This is a genomic window from uncultured Arthrobacter sp. (assembly GCF_947495145.1).
Classification (GTDB): Bacteria; Actinomycetota; Actinomycetes; order Actinomycetales; family Micrococcaceae; genus Arthrobacter_D.
Genome location: NZ_CANLXP010000023.1, coordinates 1 through 14,647, shown reverse-complemented (window position 1 = coordinate 14,647; position 14,647 = coordinate 1). Strand labels below are relative to the sequence as shown.

The 14,647-nt window shown below is 59.8% G+C and carries 15 protein-coding genes; 9 read left to right on the top strand and 6 right to left on the bottom strand.

Annotated elements, in window-relative coordinates:
• The first annotated feature begins 77 nt into the window (after window positions 1-77).
• The gene (locus Q0877_RS14445) at window positions 78-2,366 is read left to right on the top strand and encodes an AAA family ATPase (RefSeq protein WP_299169044.1); all 2,289 of its coding nucleotides are present in this window, start codon (window positions 78-80) and stop codon (window positions 2,364-2,366) included.
• A 469-nt stretch (window positions 2,367-2,835) separates the two neighbouring features.
• Here the strand turns inward: Q0877_RS14445 and Q0877_RS14440 are convergent, their stop codons facing one another.
• The 3 genes from Q0877_RS14440 to Q0877_RS14430 form a co-directional block, all read right to left on the bottom strand.
• Window positions 2,836-3,390, bottom strand: a complete 555-nt coding sequence (locus Q0877_RS14440; RefSeq protein WP_299169042.1) for a GNAT family N-acetyltransferase — start codon at window positions 3,388-3,390, stop codon at window positions 2,836-2,838.
• Between the two features lie 88 nt (window positions 3,391-3,478).
• The gene (locus Q0877_RS14435; RefSeq protein ID WP_299169041.1) at window positions 3,479-3,883 is read right to left on the bottom strand and encodes a VOC family protein; all 405 of its coding nucleotides are present in this window, start codon (window positions 3,881-3,883) and stop codon (window positions 3,479-3,481) included.
• A 132-nt stretch (window positions 3,884-4,015) separates the two neighbouring features.
• Window positions 4,016-4,618 carry a recombinase family protein gene (locus tag Q0877_RS14430; RefSeq protein WP_299169040.1) on the bottom strand — a complete coding sequence of 201 codons (603 nt, stop codon included), beginning with the start codon at window positions 4,616-4,618 and terminating at the stop codon, window positions 4,016-4,018.
• Window positions 4,619-4,814: 196 nt separating this feature from the next.
• Here Q0877_RS14430 and Q0877_RS14425 point away from each other — a divergent pair, with 196 nt between their 5' ends.
• The 4 genes from Q0877_RS14425 to Q0877_RS14410 all read left to right on the top strand — a co-directional run bounded on the left by Q0877_RS14425 (window position 4,815) and on the right by Q0877_RS14410 (window position 7,333).
• Complete coding sequence (locus tag Q0877_RS14425) at window positions 4,815-5,174, top strand: helix-turn-helix transcriptional regulator (RefSeq protein WP_299169038.1); 360 nt, start codon at window positions 4,815-4,817, stop codon at window positions 5,172-5,174.
• Entirely contained in the window at window positions 5,171-5,770 is a 600-nt protein-coding gene (locus Q0877_RS14420) for a cadmium resistance transporter (RefSeq protein WP_299169034.1), read from the top strand. Before Q0877_RS14425 ends, Q0877_RS14420 begins: the two co-directional genes overlap by 4 nt.
• 401 nt (window positions 5,771-6,171) lie before the next feature.
• Window positions 6,172-6,342 carry a hypothetical protein gene (locus tag Q0877_RS14415; protein ID WP_299169032.1) on the top strand — a complete coding sequence of 57 codons (171 nt, stop codon included), beginning with the start codon at window positions 6,172-6,174 and terminating at the stop codon, window positions 6,340-6,342.
• A gap of 250 nt (window positions 6,343-6,592) precedes the next feature.
• Window positions 6,593-7,333, top strand: a complete 741-nt coding sequence (locus tag Q0877_RS14410; protein WP_299169030.1) for a response regulator transcription factor — start codon at window positions 6,593-6,595, stop codon at window positions 7,331-7,333.
• On the opposite strand, the gene Q0877_RS14405 is transcribed toward Q0877_RS14410, so the two are convergent.
• The 3 genes from Q0877_RS14405 to Q0877_RS14395 all read right to left on the bottom strand — a co-directional run bounded on the left by Q0877_RS14405 (window position 7,287) and on the right by Q0877_RS14395 (window position 8,955).
• Entirely contained in the window at window positions 7,287-7,682 is a 396-nt protein-coding gene (locus Q0877_RS14405) for a hypothetical protein (protein WP_299169028.1), read from the bottom strand. The two genes, Q0877_RS14410 and Q0877_RS14405, sit on opposite strands and share 47 nt — an antisense overlap.
• A gap of 64 nt (window positions 7,683-7,746) precedes the next feature.
• Window positions 7,747-8,442 carry a hypothetical protein gene (locus Q0877_RS14400; RefSeq protein WP_299169025.1) on the bottom strand — a complete coding sequence of 232 codons (696 nt, stop codon included), beginning with the start codon at window positions 8,440-8,442 and terminating at the stop codon, window positions 7,747-7,749.
• 294 nt (window positions 8,443-8,736) lie between these two features.
• Window positions 8,737-8,955 carry a hypothetical protein gene (locus Q0877_RS14395; protein WP_299169022.1) on the bottom strand — a complete coding sequence of 73 codons (219 nt, stop codon included), beginning with the start codon at window positions 8,953-8,955 and terminating at the stop codon, window positions 8,737-8,739.
• 837 nt (window positions 8,956-9,792) lie between these two features.
• Here Q0877_RS14395 and Q0877_RS14390 point away from each other — a divergent pair.
• The 4 genes from Q0877_RS14390 to Q0877_RS14375 all read left to right on the top strand — a co-directional run bounded on the left by Q0877_RS14390 (window position 9,793) and on the right by Q0877_RS14375 (window position 14,174).
• The gene (locus Q0877_RS14390) at window positions 9,793-10,476 is read left to right on the top strand and encodes a recombinase family protein (RefSeq protein ID WP_299169020.1); all 684 of its coding nucleotides are present in this window, start codon (window positions 9,793-9,795) and stop codon (window positions 10,474-10,476) included.
• Between the two features lie 62 nt (window positions 10,477-10,538).
• The gene (locus Q0877_RS14385; RefSeq protein ID WP_299169116.1) at window positions 10,539-10,946 is read left to right on the top strand and encodes a TnpV protein; all 408 of its coding nucleotides are present in this window, start codon (window positions 10,539-10,541) and stop codon (window positions 10,944-10,946) included.
• 101 nt (window positions 10,947-11,047) lie between these two features.
• The gene (locus tag Q0877_RS14380) at window positions 11,048-13,954 is read left to right on the top strand and encodes a hypothetical protein (RefSeq protein ID WP_299169019.1); all 2,907 of its coding nucleotides are present in this window, start codon (window positions 11,048-11,050) and stop codon (window positions 13,952-13,954) included.
• A gap of 4 nt (window positions 13,955-13,958) precedes the next feature.
• On the top strand, window positions 13,959-14,174 hold the full coding sequence (locus Q0877_RS14375) for a hypothetical protein (protein WP_299169018.1): 216 nt from the start codon (window positions 13,959-13,961) through the stop codon (window positions 14,172-14,174).
• Window positions 14,175-14,647 lie beyond the last annotated feature (473 nt).

Genomic DNA, 14,647 nt, shown 5'->3' with positions numbered 1-14,647 from the left:
CGTGGATGCACCACTGTACGTCCTGAGCAACTACGAATGTGCGCGGGCTCGTCGCAAGTCGCAGTTAGGGTTTGACTATGCTTCGCAAACTCGACCTCAAGGGTCCGTGGCGGTCGTTGGACAAAGATTTCTGGCCTGATGACCTCCCCGCGGGCTGCCGCACAGTTGTATATGGGCACAATGGCAGCGGAAAGTCGACGCTCTCCGAACTCCTGCTTAACCTCTCGGAAAGTTCCTGCCCAACTGACGTTGTTTGGGAACACGAGGACAAGCAACGTACGAGTGTGGGCGTGGGTGGAGCAAGCCCTTCGCCTTCCACGGCAGTCTTCACGCGAAAGTGGGTTGAAGCGAATCTCTCCGATTTCCTCGACGGCGATAGCGCCTCTGCCATCGTCACCCTCGGGAAGGAGGCGATTGATGCCAAGGAAGAAGAGGCGCGACTTAGGGATGAGATTGACCATCTGCAGAGGGAAGCGAGCGAGACTGAGAAGCAGCGCAGGGCGGCTAATCAGAAGGTAGATAAGCTTGCGAAGGAGGTCCAGGATCGAATCATCTCCGAGCTAAGAGAGTTCGATTACAGCCACTTCACCAAGAACCGATACTCCATCCCTAAGGTTCAGGAGGCCCTACGCGGGTATAAGGGCGAGTACCCGGACAGTAATGGCCATGCCGAGGCACTGAAACGGTTGGGAGAGGGCGCTCTTGTTCCCGTAGCAGAAGTGCCCGCGCCACCGACTGGCGCAGTAGGAGGTCTGGTCGGGCTTTCCGAGTTGCTCACCGAAACCCCAACCCGAATCGCTCTCGAAGCCTTGGAGGGGAACTCGGAAGCGCAGACGTGGGTAGAGCAGGGACTTGACCTGCATCAAGGATTGGACCACTGCCTCTTCTGCGCCGGAGCGTTCGGCGATGATCGGCGAGCTCAACTTGCACGACACTTTGACGAGAGTTGGCTGCGGATTCGCAGCGAAGCAACAAGCCTGCTCGAGGCAGTCGCCCGTGAGAAAGAATCACTCAACGCCTGGTATGCAGCCCTACCCACCGAATCGGAGCTCTCGAGTGATCTCAGGTCGGTATACAAGGTTGCAAAGGACCGAGCGCAGACAGATGTCGGTAAGCGTGTCGCAGCGCTAGGCGTGGTTCATAACGCACTCAGCACCAAAATTGCTGATCCTAGCGCAACGCCGGAAGCGCCAGACTGGTCGGTTCTAAGCAGCGCCCTGTCCATCACCGTGCTTGAACAAGCGGTTAAAGAGCATAACGACCAGGCTCGTCGCAATGAGGAGATCACAGGGGAACGAAAGCAAATCGTCCTTGACCATCTTGTCGGGTCGCAAAGTGTCCCCTTCCTCGAACTGGAGAAACTCGCCAAGGCCTGTGCCGATAAGACTTCGACCAGCGAGAAGGCGGTCAAACTGGCCGAACGACGGTTGGACCAGGTTCGTCAGGCACAGTTCACCACCAAGGACATGGCCAACACGTTGACGCAGGACCTTGCTCAGGTCTATGGGAAGAATCATCTGAGCGTAGCTGTCACAGCCGACGGAAAGTCCTACGCTTGCCGACGCGGCGACAAGCCGGGAACGGACCTGAGCGATGGTGAACGGACAACCCTCTCGCTACTGTATTTCCTTCGGAAGCTTCAGGATGAGCAAACCTCCGGTTGCGCTCCCGCTCAGCGGATCATCGTGATCGACGACCCATCAAGTTCGCTTGACCGCGAAGCGCTTTTCGCTACCCATCAGTGGCTCTTCGACACCCTAAAAGGGTTCGGTCAGTACATCATCTTGACCCACGATTTCAGCCTTCTACGCCTCTTCATCAAGTCCCACCGGAATGCATGGGGGAAGTCACTGAGCAATATTAAGAAGGGGGACACCGACGAGATTCGATTCCCGAAAGTGGCCTTCCTCGAGATGTATGCGGCGGCTGTCGACGGGAAGCGAGGCTCCAAGATGGGTAGGCTTCCCCGTGTCCTACTCAATAACACCTCAGAGTACGCCTACCTCTTCTCGATGGTCATGGCAGGCATCGCCGATTCGGAGGAGCACGAGCGTCTCTTCCTTCTGCCGAATGCGGTTCGTCGAGTCCTTGAGGTCTTCGCCAGCTATAAGGCGCCCCACCGAACAGATTTCCTCCAGCAATTGGAAGTTCTCGTCGATGCTCAGGAAGATAAACCATTTCGCGACGTGTACGACTTCTGTAACCGGTTTTCGCACGGTGAGGGTGGCGAGAGTGTGGACGTGCTCGATGCACGTGCTGTTCATGGACAGATTCGGCGGTGCATGGAGTTCCTGAAGGCTGTCGATGAGGAACACTTCCTACGAATGTGCACGGCGACCGGAAGTGACCCCACGGCACTCGCCTAAGAGCACGAGCTCTAAGCCTGGGATGCGGGCATGGTCGTTGGCTGGCTGACCGCAGTCGAAGCACCTCGCGCTTCCACATGTGTAACCGGTAGCCCATTCAACGCTCCGTAAGCCGAACGTTCAACGCCCCGCAATTCTGGTCCGCCGGCGACCTTTTATATGGCGCCCTCCCTGATGTGCGTTAGACCTGCACGCAACGATGCGCGCTGGGATGCCCTAACCGCACCGAATCTTCTAGGGGAGAACCTGTCAGAAACGGTCGATATCTTTAGTCCTCACCGCTATCTGCCGCAATGGCGCGGCGTATCCGAGGTGGAAAGTGTCCATGACGCATCTTCAATGGGTCCGCGGCTCTCCGGAGTGGGGCCGAAATCGTGATGCACTTGAGATGCGCTAAGAGGCCGGCGTCGTCCTGCCATACCGGACATGTATCGCGGAGCGTTTCTTCAGTGAGCGTCGGGCGTAGTCTTCATCTGAAATCGATCCAATATCGACGCTTAGGTGCAGACCCTTCAGCGGCTACGGTGCCTTCAAGGATGCCACCACACCGCTCAATCGTCCCGATCGATCCTTGATTGTCGTCGTCGCAAGTGACTAGCGCCCGCTCGATGCCGAGGCTTTGAACCACACGCAGCCCTTGGCGCAGCATCTCGGTTGCATAGCCACGGCGGCGATATGCCGGCCGCACGCAGTAGCCGATATGACCGCCCTCTACGAGCAGTGCCGGGGTTAGCTCATGCCGGATGTGGACCCGCCCCACGATCTGGTTGCCGATTGCCGCGAACAGCATCGTCGCGGGCACGCGGCCTGGCGAAAGGTCTATGCCGGCCCGGTCCCGCTCAACCTTGTCGAGATACTGTTCCCACGTCTGGTCGGCACGGCGGAGTGTGAAATTGAAGCCGTCCTCTGCGAGCTCTGACTGAGCAGCAAGGACCTGCGCCTCGTCCGTTGGAAGCGGATCCCGCAGGACTAACGATCCCTGGGGATCCGGACTCGACGGAGCGGAGGACTGTGACGTCGACATCTCCAGAACCCTACCCGAGCTGGCTCATCGATCTTTTGACGTCAGCTTCGCGTAAGGAAGCAGAACCAATCGATCGCTCGATCGGCGCTTACGGTTTTGGGGAGAGAAATTCCAGCCTGTTGCCGCTATTGTCCGGCAGATAGAAGCGTCGCATGCCTGGAAAGTTGTCATCCCATTCAGGTACCAAACCATGTTCCTCAACTCGGGCTGCTAAAGCGTCCAGGTCCTGAACAAGGATTCCCGGGTGAGCTTTCTTCTGCGGCCTGAAGTTTTCCTCGACGCCCAAATGAATCTCCAGGCTGTCCGCCCGCACCCATAAGCCACCACGTGCAGCAAGGACCGGAGGCTTTTCCACTTCAGTCAGACCAAGAACGCCCACGTAAAACTTTCGGCAATCGTCCTCACCGCCCGGCGGCAGGGCGAGTTGGACGTGGTGTAGCCCGAACTTGAAAGGAGTTTCAGCAGGAGCATCCGAATACTGATCAACCGACATCGCTTTCCTATCTGGTCGCGTGTACGACGTTCATCTCGACTCTAAACCCAGGCCCATAGGCGGCGGCTGTTCCTCCCGACAGGTGAGTCAAAGCGATAGCGGTCCCGGCCGCTTAACGCATCGCGGAGTGGATCACGCATGGGTCGTCGGGGTTTCGCTGATCACGAGGGCTTGCTGGTGCCGGTATAGGGTGGCGCGGCTCCAGCCAACTAGTCGTGCGGCTTCTTCTGCGGTTCGCCCCTTGGCTCGTGCGTCAGCTGCGATGGCTAGCTTGTCGGCGACCACCTTTGGATCTGACAGCGGACGTCCGAATCGGGTGCCGTTCTGCTTGGCAGCGGCGATGCCGGCGTTGACCCGTTCGGTGATGAGCTCCCGCTCATACTCCGCGAGGGTGGCGAGCATATTCAGCATCAGCCGACCGGTCGAGGTTGCCGGGTCTATCCCGTCCGAGAGGGACCGGATGAGGATTCCTCGTTCACGGAGCAAGTTGACCGTGTTCAGGACGTCGATGAGTGATCTACCGAGTCTGTCGACGCGCCACACAATGATGGTGTCTCCTTCATCGGCGTATTCGAGGAGCTTCTTCATCCCGGGCCGCTCGATCGCAGCTCTGCTGCCTGAGGTGACATCGGAGAAGATGTCACGCTTATGCGCGCCGGCCGCAATGAGTGCGTCGAGCTGCAGCTGTGCGTCTTGGGTTGATGTGCTGACGCGGGTGTATCCGAGATGCCTCACACCGTCATTCTGACTCAGAAACCCCGATCAACGGCGCATGTGAGACGAAATGCAGTGAGATGGGTTTCCGAGACGCGGACTGCCCTGTATTTCCGGGGCGCGTGAAGCTCGCCCCGAACTTCGGCGGTGTGTCTTGGAAAGCTGTAGCTTTATGAGGCGTCGTTGTGAGTTCAGCTCCTACTGTATAGTTCAGTGAATGCTGACTATTGCCTCTCGTGTTGATGTGATGAACCGGTTGGGTCGGGCGATGGCCGACCCCACCCGGTCACGGATACTGATGACCCTGCTGGAACGGCCGGCCTACCCGGCCGAACTGGCCCGGGACCTGGAACTGACCCGGTCGAACGTGTCGAACCACCTGGCGTGCCTGCGTGCCTGCGGGATCGCGGTCGCCGCGGCCGAGGGCCGCCAGACCCTGTACGCGATCGCCGATGCGCACCTGGCGCGGGCGCTGACCGCCCTGGTCGAGGTCACCCTCGCGGTGGATGAGAGTGCCCCGTGCCTGGACCCGGCCTGCTCCGTGCCCGGCTGCTGCGAGACGGGGGTGGGCGCGTGATCCTGTCCTCAATCCTCCAGGCGATCGGCCTGTTCCTGGTTACCAACATCGACGACATCATCGTGCTCTCTCTGTTCTTCGGCCGTGGTGCGGGCCAGCGCGGGACCACCGCCCGGATCCTGGTCGGCCAGTACCTCGGGTTCGTCGGCATCCTGGGTGCGGCCGTGCTCGTGTCGTTGGGCGCGGGGGCGTTCTTGCCCCCGGAGGTCATCCCCTACTTCGGGCTCATCCCGCTGGGCCTGGGACTGTGGGCGGCCTGGCAGGGTTGGCGCGGAGGCGAAGACGATGACGACGATGCCAAGATCGAGGGCAAGAACGTCGCCGTCTGGACCGTGGCCGGGGTGACCTTCGCCAACGGCGGGGACAACATCGGCGTCTACGTCCCGGTCTTCCTCAGCGTCGGCCCGGGAGCCGTGGTCGCCTACTGCATCGTGTTCCTGGCCCTGGTCGCGGTGCTGGTGGGCCTGGCCAAGTTCGTCGCCACCCGTCGGCCGATCGCAGAGGTGTTGGAGCGCTGGGAGCACATCCTGTTCCCCATCGTGCTGATCGGTCTGGGTGTCTTCATCCTGGTCAGCGGCGGAGCCTTCGGTTTCTAACGACGTCTCCGGCCCCGCATGCGGGGTCGGTGGTCCTGATCGAAAGCCTCCACCACAAGGGGATCTCCGACCATGGCCGATGCCGACGTCCTGGTGTTCGGTGCTGGCCCCAGCCTACGGACAGCGTCGCTTCTGGATGGACGGCCTGTGCCGCCATTTATCTCAGCAAGAATGCCGCCACATACCTGCAAAAGTCACAGGATAGGTACCCTTTAAGCAACGCGAAATGCGTGATGGCTACCTTGTTGCGTTCGGGTGTACCCCAATGCCACATCTCTTTGACATTGGCGGTATGGAAGGCGTTTTACGGCACTGACTACTCCAATACGAAAAATGGCGCACCTTCGCATGCGAAGTAACCCGGGACCGAAGCCCTTCACATTAGGATTAGTTGTTCGGGCATGCCAGCTAGCAGTTGGCATATGAGCGGGCGACAGTTGAGCGGCTCCCCACACCGACAAATGATCATCGTCGAGGCCAACACTGATACCTTGAGCCATCTGCATGAGCTCCCGATCGGCGTTGCCGCAGATAAGAACTGCGCGGTCTCCGAGTTCCACCAGTCGGTCTAGCACTTCAGTGGGCTGAGGCCCCCACGTGTGGTCGCCGGCAACGACTATCAAATCAGCAGCTTGCACGGCGGGCGGCGAGCTTGCAGGATTTCTGGATCGCCAGTAGGGCGTCCCGGCGCGAGATGCAGCTGCCTATATCATCGTGTGATGGGGGCCACTCCGGCGGCACATACAAAGTTTCCATGTTCATCCGCCTGCAGAAGCAGCTCCCGTTGAGATTTCTTGGTAGCGCTGTCTTGTTGGGGGAAGCATGCATGAAATTACTGTCGCGGTTGTCGACGATCACAGGCTTATTCGCGAAGGGCTAATCGCTCTATTGTCTGCCGACGTGAGGATCGGCATAGGAGGGAGCGGTGCAGACGGATTCGACGCGATTAAACTTGCCCTGGACCCCCAGCTGGACGTGATGCTCCTCGGACTGGATGTGGGAGGGCCTTGCATTGTCGACGTGATGAGGGAGATCGCTCGGCTGGCGCCCGAATTGAAGGTCATAATCCTCGCGAAGAGCTCGGAGCCTACCTTTATGCGGGAGCTATTGCAGTGTGGAGCGGCGGGGTACTTCGTCAAACATGCCGAAATTGAGGAGATCACGGCGGCAGTGATCGCAACAAGTAGGGGAGTGGGTGGTTTCGTTACCCTGAAGGTCCCTCGGCATGCATTTCTCTGCGTGAGCGATTCAACCAACGCGACGACAATAGGCTCGGCTGCTCGACTGCTTTCCCGGCGTGAACAAGAAATTCTCGCATTGGTAGCCCAAGCGCAGTCAAACGCACAGATTGGGCGTGAACTATTCATCACCGAGGGGACCGTGAAACGACACCTTTCAAACATCTTCCGGAAACTTGGAGCCGTATCCCGGATTGATGCCGTACATAAAGGATCGCCCTCGCTAGACAGGAAGCTCCCCGTGCATGAAGGGATCATGAGCGAAGGGTCCTGGGCGGTTAGAGATTCAGCGAGACCGGTATACGGGAAGATTTTCCAGACATAGCCTTCACTGTCCGGACAGCCACAACCGTGAAGCAAATCCCACAGAGGACGCCGAAGAACGAGAAAAGATTTCCAGCGAGCACCAGCATCCACATCGATACCAATGTCTGCGCGACGGCAACCGACGCTGCGGCATATGCGAGGACACGAGCGCTGTTGGAGGGGACAGCGGCAGGTGAGCTCTGCTGGTCCTCAGAGACCTGCTTGCCCGCGACCACGAGCATCTGTAGTGCGAAGGCCAAGAAAATTCCGCCGAGAATGAGGCACATCAACAGAGCTGGCTCGGTTGAAGTGAAGTAGCCAACAACAATAGCGCCTACCAGCGCCCCTATGAGCGGTTCTTTCCTCATGGTGATCCCCTTTCAACATGCTTGGAGGGTGCTGGACCCCAGCACCCTCCAAGATTACGTCAGCCTAGTTACCGGCGGTGTAGGACGTGTGGCTGCTGGATGAAACTGCAAGCCACAATTCCGGATTCTGGGTTTGCAGGCCGTTCCAGGAGGTGTACCTGGCTGCCGCATAGGCCCTGGCTGGGTTCCCGGTCTTGGCGACCACCTGCAAACTGGGGTAGGTGATGGAGCCGTATTTGGCGCTGGAACTTTGACCCCAGACCGAGAGAATGTTCCCGTATGCGCCCGCGTACCGCTCGAACGTCGCCTTGAACGCCAGGCTAATTGTGCCGTTGCTGATATTGACGGTGCAGTTCGACCACCGGCCCCAGCCCGAGCCGCCAGTGGTGGTACACCCAGTGATGCTCATCGGAGAGATAGTGCCGGGCTCGGCTACTGCAGGTTTCTCGACCTCCGAAACGCTGATCGAGCCGTCAGCATAGGTTTCGATCGTGGTAATAGCCTGAGCAGATTCTTTCGTCTTGGTTTTGACCGGAGATCCACCTCGCATGGCATCGTAGCTGCCTTCAGTCTCGAGCTTTTCAATCAGCCGGTCCTGAAGGGGTTCGTTGACACCATGCTCGTCAAACCAGCTGCGAAGACTCGCTTCATCCTCCGACATGGCCGCGTGAGCTGGCGCTCCTGCGAGCAGAGCCCCGATGACCAGTGGTATGACAGCAAGTGTTTTCAGTCGAAGAACGCTGTTTTTTGTGTGTGACATGTTTCCCCCGTTAATTGAAGTTGCGGCTGGACCAGGCGGTGTTCCCGCCGACGTTCAGAAATGCGTATCCGGTGTAAGAGATGGTGCCTCCGAATCCGTTGTACTGGGCACCCATCTGCGCCAATGCAGGGGAGCCAGATTCCGTTCGCCGAACGATCGAAAGGTGAGGGTCCGATGCGGAGCCCCAGCTCGACGAGGCGGATCCGTTTCCGACCCAGCTGATGTAGTCCGCTGCACCGTTCACGAGCGTGTAATTTGCCCTGAACTGCAAGTGAAGGTAGCCGTTGGATTCCTTCACTTGCAGTTGGACCGGCTGGAGTAGCCACTTCCGGAGGAGACAGTGCAACCGGATATGGACATCGGAGAAATGACGTTCGGGTCCAGGAACTGCACGTTCTGAGGCTGTTCCTGCTCCGAGACGCTAATTGAGCCGTCAGGGTAGGTGGTGATAGTGGTGATGAAGGCCTCGGTCGTACGCTCCACTGCGGACACCGGTGCCACGTCGCTCTTCATCGAATCGAGCATCTGACCACCCAGCACCTTTGCATGCAGGCGATTCTGCACCTGCTTAGAGACACCGTACTGATCAAACCAGGAGGAGAGTGCTTCCCGGTCCCCAGCAGGCGCGGCTTGCGCGGGTTGAATCGCCCCGAGGCTAAGGAGTGTGCCTGCTGCAATGCAAGCCAGTAGTTTAGTGATTTTCACGCGTTTCCCAACTGATGAGGCTGCTCTGAACCAGAATGTCCGGCCCTTGTCAGCGAGGGATACCCCCCCAAAACATCCCAAATTGAAGGCACTCTGAAGTCAATGGACCGTGATTTGAAAGCGGGGAAGGTGTGTCCGGAAATGTCTCTTTAGTGCAATAGGGATACTGGAGTCGTACCAGCAACGCACACTTCGTGGCGTCGCTCGTGAATCCAAAGTGTCCCTGCCATGCCTGTCGGAGGTTGAGCGACGGGTTGAAGGAGACTTCATCCGAAGTGCTGGCAAGTATTTGTGCGGCCCTCGGCATTTCTCTGTTCACATCCGCCGCTCGCGCAAAATGAGGTTCCCAGTGTTGGTGACGTGGTGGTTGCGTGCAGGCGGTCAGAGGTTCCGGCTGTCCAGGTGGTGCGGGACAAGCAGCGAAGCGGGGGAGCTTGTGCCGTGCACGGGTGGGCAGGAGGCCCTGATCGGGAAGGCCGTTGATGCCACCACCGTTTGTGAACCGAAAGTTCTGACACTCCCGAAAAATCTGGAAACGCTGGCCAGTTTGCTCCACAAACCAAGTACGAAACATGTATTGTCATAACGCGAGGGTCGAGCGCGACAGCACGGATTGTGACCCTCACGGAACCGGGGGAATGGAGTATGGAACGAGTCGAGCGCCTCGACGGCGTTGAAGAGCCCATTTTGGTGTCAGATGGTGTGTCTCTGGGTTATGCCCGTGTCTCGACGGTGGACCAAAACCTTGAGGGGCAGCGCCAGCAGCTACTCCAGGCGGGCTGTTATGACGTGTACGCCGACCTAGGGCGTTCCGGTGCCACTATGGCACGCCCGGAGTTGGAAGCATGCCTGCGCGCCCTGCAGCCGGGCAACACCCTGGTCGTGACGAAGCTGGACCGGCTCGGGCGCACAGTGCGCGGCCTGGTCGAGCTACTGGACTCCCTACATGAGCGGGGCGTGAAGTTCCGTTCTCTGACAGAGGGCATCGACACAAGCACATCCACAGGCAGACTGATGTTCAACATCATTGCCGCCGTGGCCGAAATGGAACGCGAGCTGATCCGGGAACGGACCAAGGCCGGCCTCGCCGTCGCCGCCGGCAAAGGCGGCCGTCCGCCGCGGCTGCAGCCACACGACGTCGTCGAAGCCCGCAGGCTGCGGGATGTAGAGAAGCGGTCTGTGCAGGCGATCGCGAAGAAGTTCAAGGTCAGCCGATCAACGATCATCAGGGCTCTGCGTACGGATGGCTTAGCTAGTGCTGGGTACGGTGGGAACAAACTTTCCGCCGGCAGCAGGGGACCATCCGATGACGAGAGCTCGCAAACGTAAACAGATCGACGGACAGGCGAGTCTGGATGCTTTCCTTTTCGCACCATCAGAGGAGGTTCGTGATGAACAAGTACGGCAGGTACGCGCAGGAGACGTGGAGAATGACCGCGCCGTCGCAGTACGCACTGATCCCGGATCCGGAGCAGTTCTTCCGGAGCCTGGGCGAGGAAGCGATGCAGCGGGTGGGGGAGCTGCAGTACGAGCTGGCGGGACCGGACCCGAAGGACGAGAGCTACCTGGAGAAGGTGGGCCGGCTGAACGCATCGAGGATGCAGGCCGAGGAGATCGTCAGGGCCGAGATGCTGACACCGGACTCGATGGAGACCGAGGGCGACGAGACGGAGGAGGACGAGGTCGACCGCCGGCAGAAGGAGATTTGGGAGCTGCAACGGTCGATCAACCGTCAGCGTCAGGACCTGATCGACCTGTACAGGGAGCAGGAACTGGACCAGTACAACCAGAAGTCCTAACGGCCCCACCAGCGGACTCCCGGTTCATCCCAGCACGCCAGGACGACCTCGCGCCCTCAGGTGCTCGTGCCCGCTTCCAAGCCAACATTGCCGCGCTGCGCGTGCTGCGCGAACTGCAGGAGCAGGAAAGGCCCGCCAGCTCTTCTGAATGCGAGGTGCTGGCCCGGTGGGGGAGTTGGGGAGCCTCCGGCGTAGCCGAGGTCTTCGATGAAAGCCGTCCGGAGTACGCGTCGGATCGCGCCGAGCTGCGCGAGCTGCTCACCGACGATGAATACCGTGCCGCAAACCGCACCGTCATCAACGCCCACTACACAGACCCTGCCCTTGCCACGGAAATCTGGCAGACCTTGAACACCTTGGGATTCGACGGCGGCCGCGTCCTTGAGCCAGGCTCCGGAGCCGGAACCTTCATCGGCCTCGCCCCCGAGGGCGCGACCATGACCGGCGTGGAGCTGGACCCGATCACCGCCGGCGTCTCACAAGCGCTCTACCCGGACGCTAACATTCGTTCGGAGTCTTTCGCTGAGACTCGCATGCCAGCTGGCTACTTCGACGCCGCCGTGGGCAACGTTCCGTTCGCCAAGACCAGGCTGCACGACCCGCGCCACAACGCGGGCAATCACTCGATGCACAACCACTTCATCATCAAGTCACTGGACCTCACGCGTCCCGGTGGAGTCGTCGGTGTCATTTCTTCAGCGTTTACCCTCGACGCGCAGAACCCGGCAGCACGCCGGGAAATCTACGAAACAGCAGACCTCCTCGGCGCCGTCCGCCTGCCGACCGGGGCGCACCGACGAGCCGCCGGCACTGACGCTCTCACCGACGTCCTGATCTTCCGAAAGCGACTCCCAGGTGAAGAGCCACTGGATGCTCAGTGGCTGGAATCCCGCTCTATCTCGGTGGAAAGCGACGTCGACCAGCAAGAGGCAGCGCGAATGAACGCCTACTTCATCGAAAACCCTCAGCGTGTCCTCGGTGAACCCGTAGTGGGCAACGGAATGTACGGCTCAGCGACCCTGACCGTCCGCAACGAGAACCTCGGCTCCGTACCCGAGCAGCTACACGATCAACTGCAAGCCGTCGCGAGGACGGCGCTGGAGGGCGGAAGGGGAGTGGCAGCGCGCCAGGAGGGGCAAGTCATTGAAGCTGCTGCGATCGTTCCGGCAAGCAGTGACCTGCAGGTCGGGCACATCTCAGCCCAGGCCGACGGCACCTTCACCCAGGTCGGTCTTGATGGAGCTGTAGCAGCCCTGAAAGTTCCGAAGACCCAAGAACGGGAGTTGCGGTCCCTGCTGCGTCTGCGGGACCTCGCCCGGTCCGTGTTGTCTCTTGAGGCGTCCAACGTCGAGGACACCGCTGAGCTCGAAACGGAGCGTGAACGGCTGCGCGGAACCTACCGCACCTACGTGGATACCTACGGGCCGATCAACCGTTTCACCGAGCGTCGCACAGGAAAGACCAACGACGCCGGCGAAGACATCATGGCCAGGATCACGCCGAAGGCCGTAGCGATGCTCCGCAGCGACCCCTTCGGACCCTTGGTGCCGGCACTGGAAAACTTCGACGAAGCATCACAGACTGCTTCTCCTGCCGCACTTCAGCGTGAACGCCAGGTCCAGCCCCGCCAACCCATCCGCGGCGTGGACACACCTGAAGAGGCACTGGCTGTCACCCTCGACGCTTTGGGCGAGGTCGATCTGACTGAGGTCGCTCACTTGTTAGGTATCGAGCAGGACGCTACGCGGGAAGCCCTCGGGGATCTTGTGTATGACGTTCCAGGCGAGGAAGGCGCGCTGGAAACCCGTGCCGAGTACCTCAGCGGGAACATCCGCGAAAAACTCGACGCCGCCCAGCCGGCCGCCGCTGAAGACAAACGATTCGAACGTAACGTTGCAGACCTTCAGTCCGTGCTTCCACTGCCGCTAGGTGCCCACGAGATCGAGGCACGCATCGGGTCGATATGGATCGCACCGACCATCCACGAGGAGTTCCTACGAACCATCCTGCGTGACCCTGGCGCACGCGTCGACCGGGTCAGCGGCGCTAACTGGGACGTGCAGGCCAACAAGCAGCTCCTGACAGCACGCAATGAGTGGGGCACCGAGCGGATGCCGGCCGGTGAAATCTTCAAGAACGTGCTCGAGCAAAAGCGGGTCCAAGTCACCGACCCGGATCCGGACAACCCGGAGAGCGCCCGCCGGATCATCAACCCAACCGAAACCACGGCCGCGCAGGAAAAAGCCCAGCTGATGCAGGACCGATTCAGCGAATGGGTGTGGGAAGACCCAGAACGCGCTGTCGCCCTCACCGATGAATACAACCGGCGATTCAACTCCCTGGTGCTGCGCGATTATACCGTAGAAGGCGACCGCCTGACCCTGCCCGGACTGGTGAAAACCTTCACCCCGCGACCGCACCAACGCGCCGCAGTGGCACGGATGATCTCCGAGCCATCCGTGGGCTTGTTCCACGAAGTTGGAGCCGGTAAGACCGCTGAAATGGTCATGGGCTCTATGGAGTTACGGCGTCTGGGAATGGCACGTAAACCCGCCATCGTGGTACCGAACCACATGCTCGACCAGTTCGCCCGTGAATGGCTACAGATTTACCCGCAAGCACAAATCCTCGCTGCATCCTCAGCGGACCTCGCCGGCGACAAGCGCCGCCAGTTCGTCGCCCGGGCAGCCGCGAACGACTGGGACGCGATCATCATGACCCGCACCGCCTTCGAGCGCATTCCCTTGTCGGGCGAGTCCAAAGCTGCGTATCTGTCAAAGGAATCCGAACGGAAACGTGCTGAATTGCTCGCGGCCCAGCAACGCGCCGATGAAGGCGGCAGCCGCCTCAGCGTGAAGAAGCTGGAAAGCCGGCTGCAATCTGATGAGGAAATGGTCAAGCGTCTCCTGGAACACGCGGAAGACCCGGGCATCACGTTCGAGCAGACCGGCATCGATTACCTCATCGTGGATGAGCTGCACGACTTCAAGAACCTAGAAACGATTTGAGTAAATGAGTACGTTTGGCAAACTCACCCCTGGACGGCCCAGCGCCAACAAGTCAAAAGATCAGCTCATGGAGTCGCTGAAGGATGAGGAAGGAACAGCGCGAGTTAACTTCGAGGTTCCGCGCAGCAAGCATCAGAAGCTGAAGATCCACGCAGCGCGACGCGGCCAATCCGTCCGCGAGTTTCTGACTGCTTACATCGACTCCCTACCGGATGAGTAGATACTCAATTGAGTAAGTGAGTATCTACTCATCTACTCAGAAGCGCCGCCTCCGGGACTCTGAACCCAGTAAGGGTGCGGAGTCCTTTCAATACGAACGGTGCACGCCGTTGGTCCTACGCTGGCCTTCGGTCTGGGGGCCCTGTGTAGGCCGCTCCTTCTTGAGTTCCTGACTGCTTATATGATTCCCTACCGGATGAGTAGATACTCAATTGAGTAAATGAGTAGAACACTCATTCACTCAAAACCGCCGTTTCAGGGACTCCGCACTAGTAAAGGTCCGGAGCCCCTTCCGCTGTGCGGCACGAACTGGTCCTACGCTGGCGCTTCGGCCTGATGTGCTGGGGCGACCGCTCCCTGGCGGTCGCGCCCGCCCCAGCGATCTGCCGACGGCGTGTTTGCTGCTGTCCTTATGTTGTTGAGCAGGTAGTTCGCAGGGCAGTTGTAGTGTCTTGGCTACCCAGGGGTGATGGG